This is a genomic window from Stenotrophomonas sp. CCNWLW57, from assembly GCF_037203925.1.
GTDB classification, from domain to species: domain Bacteria; phylum Pseudomonadota; class Gammaproteobacteria; order Xanthomonadales; family Xanthomonadaceae; genus Stenotrophomonas; species Stenotrophomonas rhizophila_A.
In genome coordinates, this window is record NZ_JBBCBJ010000005.1 from 232,887 (window position 1) to 255,412 (window position 22,526).

Here is a 22,526-nt window from a genome sequence, read left to right on the forward strand (position 1 = left end):
CGCCATGGGGAGGGTTGACGGTTTCAGATGCGACCAATTGTTGGCGAGGTCGCACGACTAACAGTCGTGCGCTACCCTTTTGGATTGTCCTCGTTCCCTTGTCCATATGACTGATCCGCGCCTTGATTTGCTGTTGCAGGACTGCCCCGGGCTGCGGCTCACCACCGAGCCGGCCGAGCTGGAGCATTACGGGCGCGATTGGACCCGGCGCTGGACGCCGGCGCCGCTGGCCATCGCGCTGCCGGGCAACGTGGAAGAGGTGCAGGCCATCCTGCGCTGGGCCAGTGCCCAGGGCGTGGCGGTGGTGCCCTCCGGGGGCCGTACCGGCCTGAGCGGCGGCGCGGTCGCGGCCAATGGCGAGCTGGTGCTCAGCCTGGAGCGGATGAACAAGCCGCTGGCCTTCGATGCCGTGGACCGCACGCTGACCGTGCAGGCCGGCATGGCGTTGGAGGCCGTCCACAACGCGGCGCTCGAACACGGCCTGATCTATCCGGTCGACTTCGCCGCACGCGGCTCCTGCTCGATCGGCGGCAATATCGCCACCAATGCCGGTGGCATCCGGGTGATCCGCTACGGCAACACCCGCGAGTGGATTGCCGGCCTGAAGGTGGTCACCGCCAACGGTGGGCTGCTCGAGCTGAACAAGGGGCTGATCAAGAATTCCAGCGGTTACGATTTCCGCCAGCTGCTGATCGCCTCCGAGGGCACGCTGGGTGTGATCGTGGAAGCCACGCTCAAGCTCACCGATCCGCCGCCGGCCAGCAACGTGATGCTGCTGGCGCTGCCGTCGTTCGAGGTGCTGATGCAGGTGTTTGCCGCGTTCCGCGAGCGCATGCAGCTGCAGGCCTTCGAATTCTTCACCGACCGGGCCTTGGAGCACGTGCTGGCGCATGGCGCGCAGGCGCCGTTCGCCGAGGTGCATCCGTTCTACGTGGTGACCGAGTTCGCCGCCGGCGACGAGGTGCAGGAGGCTGCGGCGATGGCCGCGTTCGAGGCCTGCATGGAGCAGGGCTGGGTCAGCGACGGCGTGGTCAGCCAGAGCGATGCGCAGGCCGCGCAGCTGTGGCGTCTGCGCGAAGGCATCACCGAGGCGGTGGCGCGCTACAAACCGTACAAGAACGATGTCTCGGTGCGGATTTCGGCGATGCCGGCGTTCATGGCGCGCACCCAGGCGTTGATCGGGCAGGCCTACCCGCACTTCGACGTGGTCTGGTTCGGCCATATCGGCGACGGCAACCTGCACATCAACGTGCTCAAGCCCGATGCAACCGACGATGCGCAGTTCCTGCAGCAGTGCGAACACGTGACCAAGCTGCTGGCGCGGGTGCTGAAGGACTTTGATGGCAGCATCTCGGCCGAACATGGCATCGGCCTGGTCAAGAAGGGCTACCTGGACAGCACCCGCGGCGAGGCGGAAATCGCGCTGATGAAGGCGGTCAAACGTGCGTTTGATCCCCAAGGGTTGCTGAATCCGGGCAAGGTATTCGACCTGTAGCAGGCGACAGAATTTCACGCAGCCGATACGCTTTGCCTCTTCCTGTCCTCAACGAACCCAAGATGAAGCGATCGATCCTGCTGTTTGCCGTGCTCGCCCTGCCGCTTTCGGCATTCGCCTCCAGCTTCGCCGGCTCCTCGGCGGGTTCGGCGTCCGGTGCCTCCTCGGCCGGTTCGTCCAGCTCGGACGATGACAAGGTGGTGGTGGACGCCCGCGAAGACGCAGCTGCGTTCGTGGCCACCGACGGCGCCATCCGTGGCGCCCGCCTGGAAGCGGCGCTGCTGCACCTGCGCGAAACCGGTGCCGCCCAGCGCGACGCCAGCGACATGCAGCTGGCCCAGGCCCTGCTGGCCCGCTGATGCAACTGCGCCGCTGGGCCCTGCGCCGATGCGCGGCGGTCCTGGCGGCGTTGTTGGCCGCCCCGGCCGCCCATGCCGCCCTGCAGCTTCAGCTGCAGGCGGACGGGCTTGACCCTGGCCAGCGGGCGAACGCCGAGCAGGTGCTGCAGCAGGCACCTGCGCTGCTGCCTGCGTCATGGCAGGCGCGCTTCGTCGCCCCGGTGACCCTTTCCTGGTCGGACCAGCTTCCCGACACGGTGCATGGCCGCACCCGCAGGAATGCGATCACCCTGCGGCGCAGCCTGCTGGACGAGGTACAGCCCGGCCAACCACTGCCGCGCGCGGTGCAGGCGGCGCTGATCCATGAATTGACCCACGTGCTGGACCGCGCCGCTGGGGGCGGATGGTCGTACAGCAGCCGCTGGCGTGACCTGGCCGGCTGGCAGCAGCACCCGTGGCGATGGGGACGCGGTGGCAACGCGTTCACCGAACGCAGTCCCGACCCGTACGAACGCCACAGCCCGGCCGAATACCTGGCGGTGAATGCCGAGCATTACCTGCTCGATGCCGATTTCGCGTGTCGCCGCCCGGCGCTGGCGGCGTGGTTTGCAGATCACATTGGCCCCGGGCCGCAGGCCGCGTGCGACCCGCGCGTTGCGCTGGTGCAGGCCGGCGATGTCACCGGCGAAGCCTCGTTGCTGGAGCTGGATCCGCAGCGGGTATATGCGGTGGACTACCTGCTGGCCGAGGGCAACGACCAGCTGATGAGCCGCTGGGGTCACAGCATGCTGCGCCTGGTGATCTGCGCGCCGGGGCGCCCGCGTGGCCCGGCGTGCCGGCTGGATCTGGCGCATCACCGGGTGCTGTCGTTCCGCGCCTTCGTCGGCGATGTGCAGATTTCCAGCTGGCGCGGGCTGACCGGCGCGTATCCGTCGCGGCTGTTCGTGCTGCCGCTCAACCAGGTGATCAACGAGTACACCCAGCTGGAGCTGCGCGGGCTGAAGTCGGTGCCGCTGGCGCTTGATGAAAGCGACATCGCGGGTCTGCTGGAACGCGTAGGCCAGGTGCACTGGAGCTATGCTGGGCGGTATCGCTTTGTCAGCAACAACTGCGCGGTGGAAACCGGCAAGCTGCTGCAGGAAGGCGTGCCACGCTGGGCCGATCCCGGCCTTAACCGGCTCAGCCCCGGTGGCCTGCTGCGTCGGCTGGAGCGGCAGGGCCGTGCGGATGGCGCGGTGTTGGAGGACAGGCGCGACGCGATGCGCATGGGCTACTACTTCCCGTCGGCGCAGTCGCATTACCAGCAGCTGTTTGATGTGGCGCGCGCGGAACTGGCATTGCCGACGGCGAAAGTGACCGCGTGGTTGGCATTGCCGGCGGCGCAGCGTGCGCAATGGGCGGACCGCGGCGGATTGCGGGCCACTTCGGCATTGTTGTTGCTGGAGCAGGCGGCGCGGTACCGCGAAGAACTGCGTGCGCGCGATGGGTTGAAGCGGACGCTGGGCGGTTCGGATGCGGGCGATGATGCAGCGCATGCGGCGTTGCTCGCGCTGCTGGACGATGCCGGGCAGCTGGTGAATCCGGCCGGGTTGGTGGGCGGTGACGGCTATGGCTTGCCGAGCCCGGAGGAGCGCATCATTGCGGCCGAGGCTGCAAAACAGATCAGCGCACGCGGCGTTCCGGCATGGACGGCGTTGCAGACGCAGATGCGCGCGCGATTGCCTGCGGCGCAGCAGCAGGAGCTGGCCACGATCGACGACACGCTGGCCCGGCTGGGAAGCCGTATGCGCCAGATGGCACGCGAACAGGCGTAAAGCGGCCGCGTTTCACCTCCGCTCACACCTGCAGGGCTACGATCCTTGGTTGAACCAGAACATCGGCAAGGAGTCGAACATGCGCGCATCTCCCCTTATTCTCAGCCTGGCCATCGCCACCGGCCTGGCCGCGTGCCAGCCGGCGCAGCAGGCCGACAGCGCGGCACCCGATCCCGTCGCGGCCGGCAATGAAGCTCCCCCGCCGGCGGCCGCACCGACTTCCGACGAACGCGTGTACGCCTTCCAGTGCGGCGATCTGCCGGTGCAGGCGACCTATCGCGGCCAGGATTCGGCCACGGTGGTCGTCGGCGGGCGTACTTTCGTGATGGCCTCGGACACTGCCGCCTCCGGCGCGAAGTTCAGCGACGGGCAGGGCAACGTGTTCTGGACCAAGGGCACCACCGAAGGCACGCTGACCCTCAAGGGCGAGCCGGACCGCAGCTGCACCGGATCGGGCAAGGAAGGGGAGATCGCTGCCGCCGCCGCGAGTGCGGCCGCGTCGCCCGGGTTCCGTGCTACCGGCAACGAGCCGGGCTGGCTGGCGCAGGTCAGCGCAGGCGAAAAGCCGGTGCTGCGCGTGGAGACCGGTTACGGCGAGCAGAAGTTTGAAGTGGTGTCGCCGACCCAAGGCAAGGATGGCTGGTCGGGCAAGGCCGCCGATGGCACCGACATCAAGGTCAGCTTCCAGCGCACGGTCTGCCATGACGACATGAGCGGGCAGGCCTTCGGCGCCACGGTGATGCTCACGGTGGGCGCACGCCAGTACCACGGCTGTGGCGATTTCGCAGGGGCGCCGGCCTTGGCCGAGCGCCCCTGATTCAGCGCGCTACCTCAGTCCGCGCGGCCGGCGAATTCACCGGTCGCGGTATTGACCAGCACGCGCTCGCCGTTGGAGATGTACTCCGGCACCATGATTTCAATGCCGGTGTTGAGCTTGGCCGGCTTCGGGCGCTTGGTCGCGGTGCCGCCCTTCAGTTCCGGCGGGGTCTCGACCACTTCCAGTACCACGCTGCTCGGCAGCTGCACGGCCACCGGCTGGTCATCGATGACCTGCACGTAGATGCCGGTCAGGCCATCGGTGATGTACCCGGCGTCATCGCCGATGACATCGGCATCGAGGGTGTACGGGGTGTAATCCTCATCGTCCATGAACACGAACGCATCGCCGTCCTTGTACGAATAGGTGGACTGGCGGCGCAGCAGTTCGACTTCCGGCAGGTTGTCGTCGGCATCGAAGCTGGCGTCCAGCTTGTTGCCACCGGGCACGCTGTACATGATGAAACGGAAGCGGACGTTGCCGCCGCGACCCTGCGGCGAGCTGCGCTCGATGTCGCGGATCTGGTACACGCCGTTGTTGTATTCGACGACGTTGCCTTTCTTGATGTCGTTGGCTTTCATGTAATGAAGGTCGGTTCGTGGGAGGTAGTGGTGCTTGCTTACTTGGGTGCCAGGCGCACCGCACCGTCGAGGCGGATGGTCTCGCCGTTGAGGTAGGTGTTGGTCAGGATGTGGCCGACCAGGCCGGCGAAATCTTCCGGCTTGCCCAGGCGCGGCGGGAACGGGATGGAGGCGGCCAGCGATTCCTGCACGGCCGGTGGCATGCCATCGACCATCGGGGTCCAGAAAATGCCCGGGGCGATGGTCATTACGCGGATGCCGAAGCGCGACAGCTCGCGCGCCATCGGCAGGGTCATGCCGACCACGCCACCCTTCGAGGCGGCATAGGCGGCCTGGCCGATCTGGCCTTCGTAGGCGGCCACGCTGGCGGTGTTGATGATCACGCCGCGCTCGCCATCGTCGCCGGCGGCGTTGTGCTGCATGCGGTTGGCCGCGGCCTTGGCCACGTTGAAGCTGCCGACCAGGTTGACCATGACGGTGTTCTGGAAGGTGGCCAGCGGCATCGGCGCTTCCTTGCCGAGCACGCGGCCCGCGCCGAGGATGCCGGCGCAGCTGACCACGGCGTTGAGGCCGCCCAGGAAGTCGTGCGCGGCGTCGATCTGCGCGGCCACGGCGGTTTCGTCGCTGACATTGGTGCTGAAGTAGCGGGCGTTGGCAGCGCCCAGCTCGGCAACGGCGGCGGCGCCCTTGTCGTCATTGAGGTCGAACAGGGCCACCTTGGCGCCCTGGGCGACCAGGTGCTGGGCCACCGAAAGGCCGAGGCCGGAAACACCGCCGGTGACGACGGCGCGGACGGAAGACAGCTGCATTGCACGATCCCGCAGGTTCAAGAGCCGCCGATTCTAGCGGATGCCGGCCCGTTCGCCGTTGTGCAGCGCAGACGGGCGCTCAGCGGCGCGGCGGCAGGCGGCGGGCGAATTCGTCCGGGGACAGTCCGGGCGCGAACAGGAAGCCCTGGCCGACGGTGACCCCCATGCCGTGCAGGAAGCGGCGCTGCTCCTCCGATTCGATGCCTTCGGCGACCAGCCCCAAGCCCAGGCTGCGGGCGATGCCGCAAACGGCCTCGCACACCGCCACGTCCGAGCGGTTGCCGGGCACGCCCTCGACGAACATCTGGCTGAGCTTGAGCCCGTGGATGGGCAGCCGGCGCAGGTAATTGAGCGCGCTGTAGCCTTCGCCGAAATCGTCGATGGTCAGCAGCACCCCCATCTCGCGCAGCCGCGCGAAGGTCTGCAGGGTGTCGGGCGCGTCCTCGATCAATACCCGCTCGGTGAATTCCAGCTCCAGCGCGCTGCCGGGCAGGCCGTACTGGTCCAGCGCCTGGCGCACGTTGCGGGCCAGGTCCTCGCCGACGAACTGGCGGTAGGACACGTTCACCGCCACCCGCACGATGCCCAAGCCGTCGTCCTGCCACTGGCGTACCTGGCGGCAGGCCTCGTTGAGCACCCACAGCCCGATCCGCACGATGTCGCCGGTGCTTTCGGCGTGGCCGATGAAGATGTCCGGGCGCAGTTCGCCCAGCTGCGAGTTGCGCCAGCGGATCAGCGCTTCAGCGGCTACCAGCTGGCCGGTATGCAGGTTCACCTGTGGCTGGTAGACCAGGTGGAACTCGTCGTCGTCCAGCGCGCGGTGCAGGCGGCTTTCGATCTGCAGCCGGTCGTGCTGGCGCTGCGCCAGCTCCGGGGAAAACACCTGCCAGCCGTTGCGGGTGCGCCGCTTGCAGTCATACATCGCGATGTCCGCGTTCTGGATCAGCTGCTGCGGGCGCAGCCCGTCCTGCGGCGCACGGGCGATGCCGATGCTGGTGGTGACCGAGAACTCGTCGCTGCCGAACCGGAACGGGGTGGAGAAGGCGCGGGTGATCGCCTCGGCCAGGCGCTCGGGCTGGTCGGGCTGGTCGCGGGTATCGCACACCACCAGGAATTCGTCGCCGCCAAACCGCGCCACCAGCCCTTCGGTGCCGATCGCCGTGGAAATGCGCCGGGTGGCATCGATCAGCAGTTCATCACCGGCGTTATGGCCGAGCAGGTCGTTGACGGTCTTGAAGCGGTCCAGGTCGATGTACAGCACGCCCACCTTGCAGTGGGTGGGGCTGCCCATGCGGGTGGCCAGGTCGGTGAGCACCGCATCGCGGTTCATGATGCCGGTGAGCGGGTCGGTCCGGGCCTGGATGCGCAGGGTTTCCTCGGCATGCTTGCGCGAGGTGATGTCCTGCACGGTGCCGGCGATGCGCGCGGCATTGACGTCGCCGGCCTCGGCCTCGCCGATCATGCGAACCCAGAACGAATGCCCGTCGCTGCGCTGGCCCTGCAGCTCCAGCTCGAAAGGTACCTGGCGGTCGATCACGTCCAGCAGCGCCTGCTGCAGCTGCGAGCGGTCGTCCAGGCGCAGGCAGTCCATCAGGTGCGCCATGTCCTGCAGCGGCAGCTCCTGGCCAAGAATGCGCGCGGCTTCATCGGTGAGGTACAAGCGCTGCAGGCCGCGGTCCCATTCCCAGCCGCCGATGTGGGCCAGCGACTGGGCGCGGTCGAACAGGGTGTTGTTGCGCTTGAGTTCGGTGATGTCGCTGAACAGCCCGAACACGTGATCGGGGCAGTCGCGTCCATTGCCGTACACCGGCACGTTGGTGGTGGAAATCCAGATCATCCGCCCGCGTGGGCGGTGGTACAGGCCGACAATGGTGCTGCGGACGATGCGCCCGCGCAGCAGTGCTTCTGCTGCCGGCCACTGGTCGCGGGTCAGCGGATGGCCGTGCTCGTCCACGCTGATCCAGTCGTCCGGGCTCAGCATGGCGGCCAGGCTGCCGCCATTGCCCTGCGTGCCCAGGATGCGGTGCGCGGCCGGGTTGGCCGAGATCACGCGCAGGTCGCGGTCGAACAGGATCACGCCCTTGTCGATGGATTCCATCAGCAGCCGGTAGCGCGATTCGGCCTGCCAGCGGCTGCTCAGGTCGCGCGCCACCGCCACGATGCAGTGCTCGCCCTGGTGCTCGAAGCCGGCTGAATGCACTTCCACCGGGAAGCGGCTGCCGTCACCGCGCATGTTGGTGACTTCGATGACATAGGTTTCGCCCCGGCGCAGGGCTTCCCAGACCGGATCGAGGTGGTCGTTGGGCAGGTCTGGATTCAGCAGCTCGATCGGCTGGCCGATGATGTCTTCGCGGGCCCGGCCATAGGCGCGGATGCCGGCCTTGTTGAGATCCAGCACCACGCCGGATTCGCTGAGGATGCTGACCGGATCAGGCACCGCATCAAACAGTGCCGCGTAGCGGCGCAGCGCCAGCTGGCGTTCGTCCATCGCTTCCTGCAGCGCCTGCTGCACATCGCGCAGCAGGGCGTGCAGGTCGTCGCCGGGCGGCTGCGCCAGCGCCTCCTCCAGGGCCGCCAGCGCGTCGACGTGCCCGGTGAGGTGATCACCGACCGCTGCATCCGTGCGCGGGCGGCGTCGGCTCATGTCGCGGCCAGGGCCCTGCCGGCCTTGCTGCCGGTTTCGCGGCCGAGCCGTGCGGCCAGCCAGCGGCCGGTGGCGGCCAGCGCCGGCAGATCGATGCCGGTGCGCATGCCGATGCCATGCAGCAGGTACACCACGTCTTCGCTGGCCACGTTGCCGCTGGCACCCTTGGCATAAGGGCAGCCGCCGGCACCGGATACGGCCGAATCGACCACGCGCACGCCTTCCTCCAGGCATGCATCGATGTTGGCCAGCGCCTGGCCATAGGTATCGTGGAAATGCACGGCCAGGGCCGGCATCGGCACTTCGCTGGCCACCGCGCGCAGCATGGCGCGGGCCTTGCGCGGGGTGCCGACGCCAATGGTGTCGCCCAGCGAAATTTCGTAACAGCCCATGTCGTGCAGCGCGCGTGCAACGCGCACCACTTCGCTGACGGCAACCTCGCCCTGGTAAGGGCAGCCGAGCACGGTGGACACGTAGCCGCGCACTTTCACCCCGTCGACGCGGGCGCGCTCGAGGATCGGTGCGAAGCGCGCCAGCGACTCGTCGATGCCGGCATTGGTGTTGGTGCGGTTGAAGGTTTCCGAGGCCGCGGTGAACACCGCCACTTCCTCCACGCCCACCGCGCGGGCCCGGTCGTAGCCCTGCTCGTTGGGCACCAGCACCGGGTAAGCAATACCCGGGCGGCGTTCGATGCCGGCATAGACCTCGGCCGCATCGGCCAGCTGCGGTACCCAGCGCGGGCTGACGAAACTGGTGGCTTCGATGGTGCGCAGGCCGGTCAGCGAGAGCTGGCGGATCAGCTCGATCTTGTCGGCGGTGGCCACCGGCTGGGCTTCGTTCTGCAGTCCGTCGCGCGGACCGACTTCGACGATGCGTACGAAATCATCCATGCCGATGCTCCCCATGGGAGGGAAGACGCACAGCCTGCAGTGGACGGGTGGGGGATGGAGTCACGAACGTTCCTGGCGAAGTGGAGCGACCCAGGTTTCCCTGTGGGCCATGAAAGGGGGATACGCGGGATGGGCGGCAAAGCGGCCAGCCCGCGGGTGCGTGGGCCCGGGGCCCTTCAGTCCTGGGTAACCCAATGGGGCGCGCGCTTGTCCAGGAAAGCGCCGAGACCCTCCTGGCCTTCCTCGGACACCCGCAGGCGGGCGATCAGGGCGGCATTGTCGCGGTCGGTTGCGTCGCGGTCGCGCCCAAGGCTGACCCGGCGCACCAGTTCCTTGGCCGACGAAGAGGCGATCGGGCCGGCCTTGTCGAGCAGGCCCAGCTGGCGCTGGACCGCTTCGTCGATCCGTTCAGGTTCGATCAGCTGGTGGACCAGGCCGATGCGCAGGGCGGTGTCGGCGTCGAAATGCTCGCCGGTGGCGAACCAGCGCCGCGCCTGGCGCGGGCCGATCGCATCGATCACATAAGGCGAGATCACCGCCGGCAGCAGGCCCAGCCGGCTTTCGGTCAGGCCGAAGCGGGCGGTGGTGCTGGCAATGGCGATATCGCAGCAGGCCACCAGGCCGACCCCGCCGCCGAACGCCGCCCCGTGCACGCGGGCGATGGTCGGCTTGGGCAGCTCATCCAGGGTGCGCATCAGCCGGGCCAGCGCCAGCGAATCCTGCCGGTTGTCCTCCTCGCTGGCCGCAGCCATGCCGCGCATCCACTGCATGTCCGCGCCGGCCGAGAAAGAAGCCCCGGTGGCGGCCAGCACCACCGCGCGGACCTGCGCGTCGCGGCCGGCCGCTTCCAGCGCGGCGGTGAGCTGCGCGATCAGCCCGGCGTCGAAGGCGTTGTGCAGGGTAGGGCGGTTCAGCCACAGGGTCAGCACGGCCGCGCTGCGTTCAATTCGTAAAGCGTCACTCATCGGGGGCCTGCGCCTGCTCCATACATGTATGGATCATAGCGGCCCATGCGGCCCGGGCCATGACGCGGCGCGGCGATGCTAGAATTGATAACCATTCTTATCGACCGAAGGCGACCTGTGACGTTGTCCGATCTGCCGCTGCACGGCTCCGCTCTGGTGGAATCGGTGCGCGACCTCCATGCAAACGACGCCATCGCCCGTCGGCTCAGGGAACTGGGCTTCGTCAAGGGTGAAGATGTGCGTCTGGTAGCCCGTGGTCCCATCGGCGGCGAACCGCTGCTGGTGCAGGTCGGGTTCACCCGTTTCGCCCTGCGGATTTCCGAAGCCAGGCGCATCGACATCACTGCCGTTGCAGATGGAGCGGCCGCATGAACGCCGCCACCCTGCGCATTGCCCTGGTCGGCAACCCCAACAGCGGCAAGACCGCGCTGTTCAACCAGCTCACCGGCAGCCGCCAGAAGGTCGCCAACTACACCGGCGTGACCGTGGAGCGCAAGGAAGGCCGCCTGCGCGCGCCATCTGGCCGTGAATTCGCCGTGCTCGACCTGCCGGGCGCCTACAGCCTGCAGCCGGCCAGCCTGGACGAAGCAATCACCCGCGACCTGTGCCGGGGTTTCTACCCGGGCGAGGCCGCCCCCGACGTGCTGCTGTGCGTGATCGACGCCACCAACCTGCGCCTGCACCTGCGCTTCGCGCTGGAACTGCGCGAGCTGGGCAAGCCGATGATCGTGGCGCTGAACATGGTGGATGCGGCCGAGCGCCGTGGCATCAGGATCGACGTGCCGGCGCTGGAGCAGGCCCTGGGCGTGCCCGTGGTGGAAACCGTGGCCGTGCGCCGCAACGGCGCCCAGGCGCTGGTCGAACGCCTGGATGCGATGGTGCCGCACCTGGATGCCCCGCTGGTGGCGGCGGTCGCCGGGGAAACGGATTACCACGCCCAGGTGCGCGGCATCCTCGCCGCCGCGGTCAGCATGCCCACCCGCACTGCGAAGATCGACGACGCACTGGACCGCTGGCTGCTGCACCCGGTGTTCGGGTTGATGACCCTGATCGTGGTGATGTTCCTGATCTTCCAGGCGGTATTCGCCTGGGCCACGCCGATGATGGACGGCATCGAGGCCGGCTTCGGCTGGCTGGGCGAGGTGGTGGGCGCCAACCTTCCGCCCGGCCCGCTGACCAGCCTGCTCACCGACGGCATCATCGCCGGCGTGGGCGGGGTGGTGGTGTTCCTGCCGCAGATCCTGATCCTGTTCGCCTTCATCCTGGCCTTGGAAGAGTCGGGCTACCTCCCGCGTGCCGCGTTCCTGCTCGACCGCATGATGGCCTCGGCCGGCCTGTCTGGCCGCTCGTTCATCCCGCTGCTCTCCAGCTTCGCCTGCGCGGTGCCCGGCATCATGGCCACCCGCAGCATCCAGGACCCGCGTGACCGCCTCGCCACCATTCTGGTCGCCCCGCTGATGACCTGCTCGGCACGCCTGCCGGTGTACGCCCTGCTGATCGGCGCGTTCATCCCGCAGAAGACCCTGTGGGGCTTCGTCAGCCAGCAGGGCCTGATCCTGTTCGCCCTGTATGCGGCCGGCATCTTCAGCGCACTGGCGATGTCGTGGGTGATGAAGAAGTGGCGCCGCGACAAGAGCGAACACCCGCTGATGCTCGAACTGCCGTCCTACCGCATTCCGCACCCGCGCGACCTGGCCGTGGGCCTGTACGAGCGCGGCATGATCTTCCTCAAGCGCGTGGGCGGCATCATCCTCTCGCTGACCATCCTGCTGTGGGTGCTGCTGTCGTTCCCGGGTGCCCCCGAAAACGCCACCATGCCGGCCATCGACTACAGCTTCGCTGGCCAGATCGGCCATGCCATGGCCGTGTTCTTCGCCCCGCTGGGCTTCAACTGGCAGATCTGCATCGCACTGATCCCCGGCATGGGTGCCCGCGAAGTGGCTGTGTCCTCGCTCGCCACCATCTACGCCCTGTCCGCCGCCGACGATGACGCCGCCATCCAGGCCCTGACCCCGGTGGTCGCCAACGGCTGGTCGCTGGCCACCGGCCTGTCCCTGCTGGTGTGGTTCATCTACGCCCCGATGTGCATCTCCACCCTGGCCACCATCAAGCGCGAAACCAACTCCTGGAAGCAGGTCGGCTTTGCCACCTTCTACCTGTTCGCGGCCGCCTACGTCGCCGCGCTGGTCACCTACCAGGTGACCGTGGCCCTGGGCGGCGGCTGATGAGCACCGGCCTGCTCCTGCAGTACATCGTGGTCGCGCTGATCGTCCTGATCAGCGCCTGGGTAGTGCTGAAGAAGCAGTTCCCCGGCACCGTGCGCAAAGCGCGCGGCGCGATAGCGCTCGGGCTGATCAAACCCCAGCGCGCCACCTGGCTGCAGGCACTGGGCCGCCGCATAGCACCGCCGGCCACCGGCAGTGGCGGCGCCTGTGGTGGTTGCGACAGCTGCGGCCCCACTCAGCCCAAGCAACATTGATCGAGTAAAGCTCCAAGCTCTTGTTCTCCGTCACCGACAATCTGTAGAGGGCGGGCCTGCCCCGGACCCGCCCTGCCAGACGGCAACGCAGAGCCGACGCTTTTGATGTTGGCGTTGACGTTGGCGATTGCCCAATCCAAACCCATTCGCTAGCCTGCGGGCATGACTACTCCTCCCATTCGTTTGCTCATCCACGGTGCGTCCGGCCGCATGGGCCAGGCCCTGCTGCGCCTGGCTGCCGAACGCGACGACCTGCAGGTCGTTGCCGCCGTCACCCGCCGCTCGCCCGCCCAGCGCGTGGTCGACGGCGTCCCGCATTTCGCCGCCAGTGAACTCCACGGCGCGCCCCAGTTCGATGTCGCCATCGACTTCAGCCTGCCCGAAGGCTTCGACCCCGTGCTGGCCCTGTGTGTCGAGCGCGGCGCAGGGCTGGTCTCCGGCACCACCGGCATCAGCGAAACCCAGCGCCAGGCCCTGATCCAGGCCGCCACCCGGATCCCGCTCGTGTGGGCTTCCAACTTCAGCCTCGGCGTGGCCGTGCTCGATGAACTGGTCGAACGTGCCGCCGCCGCCCTGGCCGGCTGGGACTGCGACATCGTCGAATCCCACCACGTCCACAAACAAGACGCCCCCTCCGGCACCGCACTCACCCTCGGCGCCGCCGCCCAGAAGGGCGGCGCCCAGCCGCACTACGCCAGCCTGCGCGCCGGCGACATCGTCGGCGAACACCTCGTCCAGTTCACCGGCCTCGGCGAGCGCATCGAACTGACCCACCGCGCCACCAACCGCGACATCTTCGCCCGTGGTGCCCTGTTCGCCGCCGTGCAGCTGAACGGGCGCGCCCCCGCCAGCTACCGCGTGCGCGACCTGCTCGCCGCCAGCGCAACCTGAACGCGTACACCGGCCACGCCTGAACCCCAGGGTGGCCGGACGCTCCCGTACGCTGCCCATTGCAAGCAAACGCTGGCGTTGGAGGGGGGTTGCCTTTACAATTCCCGCTCGCCGAATCACGACAGCCGGACCGGTCCCGCACCGCAGTCCGCGCTTTTTTGCAACCGCTTTTCCGTGAAGCGTGGCGTGACTTCGGTGACCCCTCGGTAGCCAAAGTGAGATTCCCGTGACCCAAGCCGCAATCCTCGTCCTCGAAGACGGCACCGTATTCGAGGGCGAATCCGTAGGCGCGCCCGGCCTGTCCGTCGGTGAGGTGGTGTTCAACACCGCCATGACCGGTTACCAGGAAGTGCTGACTGATCCCTCCTACGCCCGGCAGATGGTCACGCTGACCTACCCGCATATCGGCAATACCGGCCTCACCGACCAGGACGACGAAGCCCACAAAGTGTGGTCGGCGGGCCTGATCGTGCGCGACGTGCCGCGCCGTCCCAGCAACTGGCGCAGCCAGGTCTCACTGCAGGACTGGCTGCTGCAGCGTGGCGTGGTCGCCATTTCCGGCATCGACACCCGCAAGCTCACCCGCATCCTGCGCGAGCGCGGCGCGCAGAACGGCGCGCTGATGGCCGGTGACGACATCAACGTCGACATCGCCCTGGAAGCCGCACGCAAGTTCCCCGGCCTGAAGGGCATGGACCTGGCCAAGGTGACCAGCACCGACAAGGCCTACAGCTGGAACGAGGGCCAGCTCGACCTGGATTCCAACACGTTCGTCAGCGCCGCCCCCCAGTACAAGGTGGTGGCCTATGACTTCGGCGCCAAGCTCAACATCCTGCGCATGCTCGCCGAGCGCGGCTGCGACATCACCGTGGTGCCGGCCCAGACCCCGGCTGCCGAAGTGCTGGCGATGAACCCCGATGGCGTGTTCCTGTCCAACGGCCCGGGCGACCCGGAACCGTGCGACTACGCCATCGAAGCGATCAAGGTGTTCCTGGACAGGAAAGTGCCGGTGTTCGGCATCTGCCTGGGCCACCAGCTGCTGGCGCTGGCCTCCGGCGCCAAGACCGTCAAGATGGGCCACGGCCACCACGGTGCCAACCACCCGGTGCAGGACCTGGACGACGGCCGCGTGATGATCACCTCGCAGAACCACGGCTTCGCGGTGGATGAAGCCACGCTGCCGGCCACCCTGCGCGTGACCCACCGCTCGCTGTTCGACGGCACCAACCAGGGCATCGCCCGCACCGACGTGCCGGCGTTCTCCTTCCAGGGCCACCCCGAAGCCTCGCCGGGGCCACACGACGTCAGCCCGCTGTTCGACCGCTTCATCACCCTGATGGCGCAGGCCAAGGCCTGATTCGAGACGCCGCTGCCTTCGGCGCGGCGCTGCGACCCCTGACACGCTGTACTGACTTAGAGAAGACAATGCCCAAGCGCACTGACCTAAAGACCATCCTCATCATCGGTGCCGGCCCGATCGTCATCGGCCAGGCCTGTGAGTTCGATTACTCCGGCGCCCAGGCCTGCAAGGCCCTGCGTGACGAGGGGTACCGCGTGGTGCTGGTCAACAGCAATCCGGCCACCATCATGACCGACCCGGAGATGGCCGACGCCGTCTACATCGAGCCGATCAACTGGCAGACGGTCGAAAAGATCATCGCCAAGGAAAAGCCCGACGCACTGCTGCCGACCATGGGTGGCCAGACCGCGCTGAACTGCGCGCTGGACCTGGCCGACAACGGCGTGCTGGAGAAGTACAACGTCGAACTGATCGGCGCCAAGCGCGAAGCGATCCGCATGGCCGAAGACCGCGAGCTGTTCCGCGTGGCCATGGGCGAGATCGGCCTGGAGTGCCCGAGCGCGGCCGTGGCCCACACGCTTGAAGAAGCCATCGAGATCCAGACCCGCGTCGGCTACCCGACCATCATCCGCCCCAGCTTCACCCTGGGCGGCAGCGGTGGCGGCATCGCCTACAACCGCGAAGAGCTGGTCGATATCGTGACCCGCGGCCTGGAACTGTCGCCGACCACCGAAGTGCTGGTGGAAGAATCGGTGCTGGGCTGGAAGGAATTCGAGATGGAGGTGGTGCGCGACACCGCCGACAACTGCATCATCGTCTGCTCCATCGAAAACCTGGACCCGATGGGCGTGCACACCGGTGACTCGATCACCGTCGCCCCGGCCCAGACCCTGACCGACAAAGAGTACCAGCGCCTGCGCGATGCCTCCATCGCCGTGCTGCGCAAGATCGGCGTGGATACCGGCGGTTCGAACGTGCAGTTCGGCATCAGCCCGACCACCGGCCGCGTCGTTGTCATCGAAATGAACCCGCGTGTGTCGCGTTCGTCGGCGCTGGCCTCCAAGGCCACCGGCTTCCCGATCGCCAAGGTCGCCGCCAAGCTGGCGGTCGGCTACACCCTGGACGAATTGAAGAACGAAATCACCGGCGGCCTGACCCCGGCCTCGTTCGAACCGTCGATCGATTACGTCGTCACCAAGATCCCGCGCTTCGCGTTCGAGAAGTTCCCGGCCGCCGATGCCCGCCTGACCACCCAGATGAAGTCGGTGGGCGAGGTGATGGCGATGGGCCGCACCTTCCAGGAATCGCTGCAGAAGGCCCTGCGTGGCCTGGAAACCGGCAAGATCGGCCTCGACCCGACCGGCCTGGACCTGGCCAACGAAGACGACATCACCACCCTGAAGCGCGAGCTCAAGGCCCCGGGCCCGGAGCGCCTGTTCTTCGTGGGTGATGCGTTCCGCGCCGGCTTCAGCGTGGAAGACGTGTTCGCGCTGTCGCACATCGACCCGTGGTTCCTGGACCAGATCGAAGAGATCATCCAGGCCGAAACCCAGCTGGCCGCCGATGGCCTGGACGCACTCGATGCCGCCCGCCTGCGCAAGCTCAAGCGCGCCGGTTTCTCCGATGCGCGCCTGGCCGAGCTGACCGGCACCAATGAAGCGGGCGTGCGCGCACTGCGCCGTGCGCTCAAGGTGCGCCCGGTGTACAAGCGCGTGGATTCCTGCGCCGCCGAGTTCTCCACCAGCACCGCCTACCTGTATTCGACCTACGAGGACGAGTGCGAAGCGGCGCCGAGCAACCGCGACAAGATCATGATCCTGGGCGGCGGTCCGAACCGCATCGGCCAGGGCATCGAGTTCGACTACTGCTGCGTGCACGCGGCACTGGCGCTGCGCGATGACGGTTACGAAACCATCATGGTCAACTGCAACCCGGAAACCGTCTCGACCGACTATGACACCTCCGACCGCCTGTACTTCGAGCCGCTGACGCTGGAAGACGTGCTGGAAATCGTCGAGCTGGAACAGCCCAAGGGCGTGATCGTGCAGTACGGCGGCCAGACCCCGCTGAAGCTGGCGCGCGCGCTGGAAGCCAATGGCGTGCCGGTGATCGGCACCTCGCCCGATTCCATCGACCTGGCCGAAGACCGCGAGCGCTTCCAGCAGCTGGTGGACAAGCTGGGCCTGAAGCAGCCGCCGAACCGCATCGCCCGCAACGACCAGGAAGCCCTGCTGCTGGCCCGCGAGATCGGCTACCCGCTGGTGGTGCGCCCGAGCTACGTGCTGGGCGGCCGTGCGATGGAAATCGTCTACGGTGAGTCCGACCTGGCGCGTTACGTGCGCGATGCGGTCAAGGTTTCCAACGATTCGCCGGTGCTGCTGGACCGCTTCCTGGACAACGCCGTGGAAGTGGACGTGGACATCATTGCCGACAAGGACGGCAACGTGCTGATCGGCGGCGTGATGGAGCACATCGAAGAAGCCGGCGTGCATTCGGGCGATTCGTCCTGCTCGCTGCCGCCGTACTCGCTGTCGGCCGAGACCCAGGCCGAGCTGCGCCGCCAGGTGGTGGAGCTGGCCAAGGCCCTGAACGTGGTCGGCCTGATGAACACCCAGTTCGCGATCCAGGCCGGCGACAACGGCGAGGACATCGTGTACCTGCTGGAAGTGAACCCGCGTGCCTCGCGCACCGTGCCGTTCGTGTCCAAGGCCACCGGCATGCCGCTGGCCAAGATCGCCGCGCGCTGCATGGCCGGCAAGACCCTGGCCGAGCAGGGCGCGACCAAGGAAATCGTGCCGGACTACTACTCGGTCAAGGAAGCGATCTTCCCGTTCGCCAAGTTCCAGGGCGTCGATCCGATCCTCGGGCCGGAAATGCGTTCCACCGGTGAGGTGATGGGCGTGGGCCGCAGCTTCAGCGCCGCCTTCGCACGTGCGCAGGAAGCCGGCGGCATCAAGGCCCCGCCGCTGGGCAAGGCATTCGTGTCGGTCCGCGACCCGGACAAGAAGCGCGTGCTGCCGGTCGCACAGGCACTGCTTGAGCGCGGTTACAGCCTGGTCGCCACCCGCGGCACCGCGGCGTGGCTGCAGGAGCACGGCATGCAGTGCGAGATCGTCAACAAGGTCGTTGAAGGCCGCCCGCACATCGTCGATTCGATCAAGAACGGCGAGATCGTGTATATCGTCAACACGACCGAAGGGCGTGCGGCGATCAACGACTCGTTCTCGATCCGTCGCGAGGCGCTGCAGCACCGCGTCACCTATTCGACCACCATTGCCGGCGCCAAGGCGCTGGTGCAATCACTGGAATTCCGCGGTACCGGCCCGGTCTGGTCGCTGCAGGAGCTGCACAAGGAGTTGAACGCATGAGAGCACCGATTACCCTGAAGGGCGCGCAGCGTCTGCGCGAAGAGCTTGACCAGCTGAAGTCGGTCAAGCGCCCCAAGGTCATCGCGGCCATTGCCGAGGCACGTGAGCACGGCGATCTCAAGGAGAACGCCGAGTACCACGCCGCGCGCGAAGAGCAGGGCTTCATCGAAGGCCGCATCAAGCAGCTGGAAGGCGAGCTTTCGCATGCCGAGATCATCGACATCACCAAGCTCAATGCCGGCAGCAAGGTCGTGTTCGGCGCTACCGTCAAGCTGGCCGATGTGGAAAGCGATGAAGAGAAGCGCTACCAGATCGTGGGCGACCTGGAGGCCGACATCAAACTCGGCCTGATCGCGATTTCCTCGCCGGTGGCGCGTGCCATGATCGGCAAGAACGAGGGCGACAGCATCGTGATCGACGCCCCGGCCGGGCAACGCGAGTACGAAATCGTCAGCGTCGAGTACCTGGACTGACCTGACCATGGCCACGGCAACCCTGTTGCTGCCGGCGCGCAGCCGCTTCCCGGCGGCGGCGTTGCCTGATGACGTGGCCAAGGCGCTCGGCCGTGCCGAGCGCAGCCGGGTCGATGCCGGCGAGCGCGCCCAACTGCAGCGGCATTTCCAGCTGCAGCCGGCCGATTGGCCGGTGGCGGCACTGACCCGGCAGCTGGATGTGGGCGATGCCCACGATGGCGTGTGGCTGCGGGCGGACCCGGCCAACGTGGTGCCGGACATGCACGGCGCACGGATGATGGGCCACGGCGACACGTTGCGGCTTGAGGCCGACGACGTGGCGGCGTTGCTGCCGGCGCTGCAGCCGCTGTTTGCCGGATATGGATTCACCCTGGATGCGCCGACGCCGTCGCGCTGGTACCTGCGCTTGCCGCCAGGCACCACGCTGCCGGCGTTTGCCGCGCCCGATGACGTGCTGGGTGATGACCTGTTCGCGCACCTGCCCGAAGGCGACGCCGGGCGTCGCTGGCGGGCGTTGTTGACTGAAGCCCAGGTGGTGCTGCACCAGCACCCGTGGAACGTGCAGCGCCTGGCAGCCGGCAAGCGGGCGGTCAATTCGCTGTGGTTCTGGGGTGGCGGTGAGCTGCCCGGGGCGGTGCGTACCGCCCACGCGCAGGTCCGCAGCCGCGACGCGCTGCTGCAGGCCTTGGCCAAGGCGGCCGGCGTGCAGGCCGATGGCGACCAGCAGGTGGATGCGCTGGTAGACCTACGCCAGCTGCGTTCGCTGGAACAGCTGGGCAACGATGCGATCCGACCGCTGTTGTCGGCATTGCAGCGCGGCGAACTGCGTCGGCTGGTGCTGGATTTCGAGGATGGCGCCCGGTTCGAACTGGACAAGGCCCAGCGCTGGCGGTTCTGGAAGAAGGCGGTACAGCTGCACGATTGATGCCGGGTATCATGGTGGCCATCGGCGTTCGCGCTGTTCATCGAGCCCGCCTTGACCTCTGCTGATTCCCTCCAGATCCAACGCCGTCCTGTTGCCATGCCCGGCGACTGGCCGGGCGACATGCTGCCGCTGCTGCAGCGCCTGTACGCGGCGCGCGGGGTTACCGATGCGGCACAGGCGCAGCCGAAGCTGGCCCAGCTGCACGCACCGGAACTGATGGGCAGCATGCAGGCCGCCGTGGACCTGCTGGCCGCGGCGATTGCGGCCGATGAGCGCATCCTTGTCGTAGGCGATTTCGATTGTGATGGCGCCACCGCCTGCGCGGTCGGCGTGCGCGGCCTGCGCATGCTCGGCGCACGCGACGTCGTGCATGCGGTACCCAACCGCATGCTGCACGGTTACGGCCTGTCGCCGTCGCTGGTAGCCGAGCTGGCGCCGCTGCAGCCCGGTCTGCTGGTCACCGTCGACCATGGAATTGCCTGCCATGCCGGCGTGACCGCGGCCAAGGCGCTCGGTTGGAAGGTGCTGGTCACCGACCACCACCTGCCGGGCGAACAGCTTCCGCCGGCCGATGCGATCGTCGATCCCAACATCAACGGTGATGCGTTCCCGAGCAAGGCGCTGGCCGGTGTCGGCGTGATCTTCTATGTGTTGATGGCCCTGCGTCGGCACCTGCGCGTGCAGGGGGCGTTTGCCACGGGTGCCGAGCCGGACCTGCTGACCCTGCTGGACCTGGTCGCGGTTGGCACCGTGGCCGATCTGGTCGCCCTGGATGCGAACAACCGGGCGCTGGTGTCGGCGGGTCTGCGCCGGCTGCGGGCCGGCCACGGCTGTGTCGGCCTGCAGGCGCTGATCGAGGCCAGTGGCCGCGATGCGGCGCGGCTGAGTGCCACGGATATCGGCTTCGCCCTTGGCCCACGCCTGAACGCGGCCGGCCGGCTGGAAGACATGGCGCTGGGCATCGAACTGCTGCTCACCGAAGACCGCAGCCAGGCCCGCGAGATCGCGCAGACGCTGGAGCAGATCAACGCCGAGCGGCGTGCCGTGCAGCAGCTGATGACCGATGATGCCGAGCTCGCGGTCTCCCGCGCGGTGCTGACCGCCGAAGGCGAGCGCCCGATTGCGGCCTGCCTGTTCGATGCCGAATGGCACCCGGGCGTGGTGGGCCTGGTGGCATCGAAGATGAAGGATCGCCTGCACCGGCCCGTGATTGCGTTTGCGCCCGCCGAACCCGGCAGTGATTCGCTGCGGGGGTCGGCGCGGTCGATTGCCGGTTTCCACATCCGTGACGCGCTGGCGCTGGTCAACGCGGGCCACCCTGGACTGATCGACAAGTTCGGCGGCCACGCGATGGCGGCCGGCCTGAGCCTTCCGCACGCACGGCTGCAGGAGTTCCAGCACGCCTTCGTCGCCGTGGTCGAAGCCAGCATGGATCCGGCTGCGTTGCAGCAGTTGCTGATGAGCGATGGCGAACTTGCCCCGGCCGAGCTGGATTTCCAGCACGCCGAAGCGTTGCGCCTGGCCGGCCCGTGGGGGCAGGGCTTCCCGGAGCCGCTGTTCGATGGCCACTTCCAGGTGGCGCGCTGGCAGGTGCTGAAGGAAAAGCATCTCAAGCTCAGCCTGCGCGTGCCCGGCCGCGCCGAGCCGATCAACGCCATCCACTTCAGTGGCTGGCGCGGCAACGCGCCGGCCAACAACGTGCACATCGCCTATCGCCTGGTCAGCGACGACTACCGCGGCGGCGGTGCGATCCAGCTGATCATCGAGCACTGCGCCGACGCGTGATTGGGACTGCGCCTACTGTGGCGCCGGATCGAGACACGTAGTGTCACGCCATTGCCCGCCATGTTGGCTTGGGGAGTGGCGAAAGACATGTCGCATGTTCGCTGGACCTACCTGGTTGCCACGCTGTTGGTCTGCGCATCGCTCGTCCATCTGAAGGGGGAGTGGGGCAATTCCGACAGCATCAACGTCTTCAATTACTGGTGCGGAGGCGCGACATTGGTGGCGCTGGTTGTTGCCATCGGGGAGATCGTGCATGCCGGAACCGCTGGAAAGGCAGTAAGGAAGGCCTTTGCGCGTGCCGCACACCAGCAAGCAAAGGTTCTAGCTATCGAAGTCATCTCTTTGATAGATGACGTGAGCTCGAAAGTTCAGCGAAAAGACTATAGTGCGGCCTTGAGGGCGCTGCAGATGGCGCGCCGCTTCCTGGCGCGGCTGGATGCGCGTTACGCGAAGGACCTCACCCAGCACCCTTCGCTCACGCCCCTGTTGAACGATGCGGAAATGATCATCCTGAAGGCAATCCATAACACGACAAGCGCGACGATGAGCCGGGAGGCCCGCCACACGCTCAGCGATTATCTGGTCAGGATCAAGTCAAGCGTGGAGACGCTGGAACGAAGAGGAGTTGAAGAATGATGCTGCCGACCGGTCTATTGACGTTCCTGGAAAAGGTCCTCCTGAAGACGGAGGCTGGCGAACTGGCGTGGCTGTTCGATGCGGAGGGTGACGATGTCTCGGTGGGCACACCGGAGTTCAGCATGACGGTTCGGCACGACTTCAACCGGAATCTGGAAGCCAACCAGTTCATGGTCTTCTATCGAGGCGGCATGGATCAGCAGGCCCATCGCTTTGTCACCAACGACAGTGCCGAGGGCGATTACCTGCTGCTGCAGCGCCTGTTCAATGCCGCGCAGGCAACCTCGACCGTGTTCCCGTTCTGACCCTGCGGGCG

At 67.3% G+C, this 22,526-nt stretch carries 20 protein-coding genes; 15 read left to right on the forward strand and 5 right to left on the reverse strand.

Annotated elements, in window-relative coordinates:
• The first annotated feature begins 106 nt into the window (after positions 1-106).
• From V9K91_RS13800 to V9K91_RS13815, 4 genes are all read left to right on the forward strand, one after another.
• Positions 107-1,495, forward strand: coding sequence for an FAD-binding oxidoreductase (locus V9K91_RS13800; RefSeq protein WP_336443410.1), 1,389 nt, complete (start codon positions 107-109; stop codon positions 1,493-1,495).
• Between the two features lie 62 nt (positions 1,496-1,557).
• Positions 1,558-1,854 (forward strand): DUF2388 domain-containing protein, encoded by a 297-nt coding sequence (locus V9K91_RS13805; protein WP_068851491.1) that lies wholly within the window; start codon positions 1,558-1,560, stop codon positions 1,852-1,854.
• Complete coding sequence (locus V9K91_RS13810; RefSeq protein ID WP_336443411.1) at positions 1,854-3,647, forward strand: DUF4105 domain-containing protein; 1,794 nt, start codon at positions 1,854-1,856, stop codon at positions 3,645-3,647. The genes V9K91_RS13805 and V9K91_RS13810 overlap by 1 nt, the downstream gene beginning before the upstream one ends.
• A 79-nt stretch (positions 3,648-3,726) precedes the next feature.
• The gene (locus tag V9K91_RS13815; protein WP_336443412.1) at positions 3,727-4,464 is read left to right on the forward strand and encodes an MliC family protein; all 738 of its coding nucleotides are present in this window, start codon (positions 3,727-3,729) and stop codon (positions 4,462-4,464) included.
• Positions 4,465-4,478: 14 nt separating this feature from the next.
• On the opposite strand, the gene yeiP is transcribed toward V9K91_RS13815, so the two are convergent.
• From yeiP to V9K91_RS13840, 5 genes are all read right to left on the reverse strand, one after another.
• Positions 4,479-5,045, reverse strand: a complete 567-nt coding sequence (gene yeiP / locus V9K91_RS13820) for an elongation factor P-like protein YeiP (protein WP_068851495.1) — start codon at positions 5,043-5,045, stop codon at positions 4,479-4,481.
• Between the two features lie 38 nt (positions 5,046-5,083).
• The gene (locus V9K91_RS13825) at positions 5,084-5,854 is read right to left on the reverse strand and encodes an SDR family NAD(P)-dependent oxidoreductase (RefSeq protein WP_095363843.1); all 771 of its coding nucleotides are present in this window, start codon (positions 5,852-5,854) and stop codon (positions 5,084-5,086) included.
• A 79-nt stretch (positions 5,855-5,933) separates the two neighbouring features.
• On the reverse strand, positions 5,934-8,498 hold the full coding sequence (locus V9K91_RS13830; protein WP_336443413.1) for an EAL domain-containing protein: 2,565 nt from the start codon (positions 8,496-8,498) through the stop codon (positions 5,934-5,936).
• Positions 8,495-9,388 (reverse strand): hydroxymethylglutaryl-CoA lyase, encoded by an 894-nt coding sequence (locus V9K91_RS13835; RefSeq protein ID WP_068854638.1) that lies wholly within the window; start codon positions 9,386-9,388, stop codon positions 8,495-8,497. Before V9K91_RS13835 ends, V9K91_RS13830 begins: the two co-directional genes overlap by 4 nt.
• A gap of 176 nt (positions 9,389-9,564) precedes the next feature.
• Complete coding sequence (locus tag V9K91_RS13840) at positions 9,565-10,353, reverse strand: enoyl-CoA hydratase-related protein (protein WP_068851504.1); 789 nt, start codon at positions 10,351-10,353, stop codon at positions 9,565-9,567.
• Between the two features lie 117 nt (positions 10,354-10,470).
• On the opposite strand from V9K91_RS13840, the gene V9K91_RS13845 reads away from it, so the two are divergent.
• The 11 genes from V9K91_RS13845 (at position 10,471) to V9K91_RS13895 (ending at position 22,515) form a co-directional block, all read left to right on the forward strand.
• Positions 10,471-10,725: a FeoA family protein gene (locus tag V9K91_RS13845; RefSeq protein WP_068851506.1), complete on the forward strand. Its 255-nt coding sequence runs from the start codon at positions 10,471-10,473 to the stop codon at positions 10,723-10,725.
• The gene (locus tag V9K91_RS13850) at positions 10,722-12,578 is read left to right on the forward strand and encodes a ferrous iron transporter B (RefSeq protein ID WP_306988860.1); all 1,857 of its coding nucleotides are present in this window, start codon (positions 10,722-10,724) and stop codon (positions 12,576-12,578) included. The genes V9K91_RS13845 and V9K91_RS13850 overlap by 4 nt, the downstream gene beginning before the upstream one ends.
• A complete protein-coding gene (locus tag V9K91_RS13855; RefSeq protein ID WP_249834213.1) occupies positions 12,578-12,832 on the forward strand; it encodes a DUF6587 family protein in 255 nt (84 codons plus the stop codon). The genes V9K91_RS13850 and V9K91_RS13855 overlap by 1 nt, the downstream gene beginning before the upstream one ends.
• A gap of 162 nt (positions 12,833-12,994) precedes the next feature.
• Complete coding sequence (gene dapB / locus V9K91_RS13860) at positions 12,995-13,723, forward strand: 4-hydroxy-tetrahydrodipicolinate reductase (RefSeq protein ID WP_283938978.1); 729 nt, start codon at positions 12,995-12,997, stop codon at positions 13,721-13,723.
• A 226-nt stretch (positions 13,724-13,949) separates the two neighbouring features.
• Positions 13,950-15,080, forward strand: coding sequence for a glutamine-hydrolyzing carbamoyl-phosphate synthase small subunit (gene carA, locus V9K91_RS13865; RefSeq protein ID WP_068851517.1), 1,131 nt, complete (start codon positions 13,950-13,952; stop codon positions 15,078-15,080).
• A gap of 68 nt (positions 15,081-15,148) precedes the next feature.
• Entirely contained in the window at positions 15,149-18,391 is a 3,243-nt protein-coding gene (carB, locus tag V9K91_RS13870; protein WP_307107059.1) for a carbamoyl-phosphate synthase large subunit, read from the forward strand.
• Positions 18,388-18,864 (forward strand): transcription elongation factor GreA, encoded by a 477-nt coding sequence (gene greA, locus V9K91_RS13875; protein ID WP_068851523.1) that lies wholly within the window; start codon positions 18,388-18,390, stop codon positions 18,862-18,864. Before carB ends, greA begins: the two co-directional genes overlap by 4 nt.
• A 7-nt stretch (positions 18,865-18,871) precedes the next feature.
• Entirely contained in the window at positions 18,872-19,789 is a 918-nt protein-coding gene (locus tag V9K91_RS13880) for a phosphoglycerate mutase (RefSeq protein ID WP_306988856.1), read from the forward strand.
• A 96-nt stretch (positions 19,790-19,885) separates the two neighbouring features.
• Positions 19,886-21,574: a single-stranded-DNA-specific exonuclease RecJ gene (gene recJ / locus V9K91_RS13885; protein ID WP_306990468.1), complete on the forward strand. Its 1,689-nt coding sequence runs from the start codon at positions 19,886-19,888 to the stop codon at positions 21,572-21,574.
• Positions 21,575-21,661: 87 nt separating this feature from the next.
• Positions 21,662-22,210, forward strand: a complete 549-nt coding sequence (locus V9K91_RS13890; protein WP_320458593.1) for a hypothetical protein — start codon at positions 21,662-21,664, stop codon at positions 22,208-22,210.
• Complete coding sequence (locus V9K91_RS13895; protein WP_141236255.1) at positions 22,207-22,515, forward strand: hypothetical protein; 309 nt, start codon at positions 22,207-22,209, stop codon at positions 22,513-22,515. The genes V9K91_RS13890 and V9K91_RS13895 overlap by 4 nt, the downstream gene beginning before the upstream one ends.
• The last annotated feature ends 11 nt before the right edge of the window (positions 22,516-22,526 follow it).

What these genes read in the sequence shown, in the direction of transcription:
- V9K91_RS13800 (WP_336443410.1), top strand. Translation starts at nt 107, where the DNA reads ATGACTGATCCGCGCCTTGATTTGCTGTTGCAGGACTGCCCCGGGCTG.
- V9K91_RS13805 (WP_068851491.1), top strand. Translation starts at nt 1,558, where the DNA reads ATGAAGCGATCGATCCTGCTGTTTGCCGTGCTCGCCCTGCCGCTTTCG.
- V9K91_RS13810 (WP_336443411.1), top strand. Translation starts at nt 1,854, where the DNA reads ATGCAACTGCGCCGCTGGGCCCTGCGCCGATGCGCGGCGGTCCTGGCG.
- V9K91_RS13815 (WP_336443412.1), top strand. Translation starts at nt 3,727, where the DNA reads ATGCGCGCATCTCCCCTTATTCTCAGCCTGGCCATCGCCACCGGCCTG.
- yeiP (WP_068851495.1), bottom strand. Translation starts at nt 5,045, where the DNA reads ATGAAAGCCAACGACATCAAGAAAGGCAACGTCGTCGAATACAACAAC.
- V9K91_RS13825 (WP_095363843.1), bottom strand. Translation starts at nt 5,854, where the DNA reads ATGCAGCTGTCTTCCGTCCGCGCCGTCGTCACCGGCGGTGTTTCCGGC.
- V9K91_RS13830 (WP_336443413.1), bottom strand. Translation starts at nt 8,498, where the DNA reads ATGAGCCGACGCCGCCCGCGCACGGATGCAGCGGTCGGTGATCACCTC.
- V9K91_RS13835 (WP_068854638.1), bottom strand. Translation starts at nt 9,388, where the DNA reads ATGGATGATTTCGTACGCATCGTCGAAGTCGGTCCGCGCGACGGACTG.
- V9K91_RS13840 (WP_068851504.1), bottom strand. Translation starts at nt 10,353, where the DNA reads ATGAGTGACGCTTTACGAATTGAACGCAGCGCGGCCGTGCTGACCCTG.
- V9K91_RS13850 (WP_306988860.1), top strand. Translation starts at nt 10,722, where the DNA reads ATGAACGCCGCCACCCTGCGCATTGCCCTGGTCGGCAACCCCAACAGC.
- V9K91_RS13855 (WP_249834213.1), top strand. Translation starts at nt 12,578, where the DNA reads ATGAGCACCGGCCTGCTCCTGCAGTACATCGTGGTCGCGCTGATCGTC.
- dapB (WP_283938978.1), top strand. Translation starts at nt 12,995, where the DNA reads ATGACTACTCCTCCCATTCGTTTGCTCATCCACGGTGCGTCCGGCCGC.
- carB (WP_307107059.1), top strand. Translation starts at nt 15,149, where the DNA reads ATGCCCAAGCGCACTGACCTAAAGACCATCCTCATCATCGGTGCCGGC.
- greA (WP_068851523.1), top strand. Translation starts at nt 18,388, where the DNA reads ATGAGAGCACCGATTACCCTGAAGGGCGCGCAGCGTCTGCGCGAAGAG.
- V9K91_RS13880 (WP_306988856.1), top strand. Translation starts at nt 18,872, where the DNA reads ATGGCCACGGCAACCCTGTTGCTGCCGGCGCGCAGCCGCTTCCCGGCG.
- recJ (WP_306990468.1), top strand. Translation starts at nt 19,886, where the DNA reads ATGCCCGGCGACTGGCCGGGCGACATGCTGCCGCTGCTGCAGCGCCTG.
- V9K91_RS13890 (WP_320458593.1), top strand. Translation starts at nt 21,662, where the DNA reads ATGTCGCATGTTCGCTGGACCTACCTGGTTGCCACGCTGTTGGTCTGC.
- V9K91_RS13895 (WP_141236255.1), top strand. Translation starts at nt 22,207, where the DNA reads ATGATGCTGCCGACCGGTCTATTGACGTTCCTGGAAAAGGTCCTCCTG.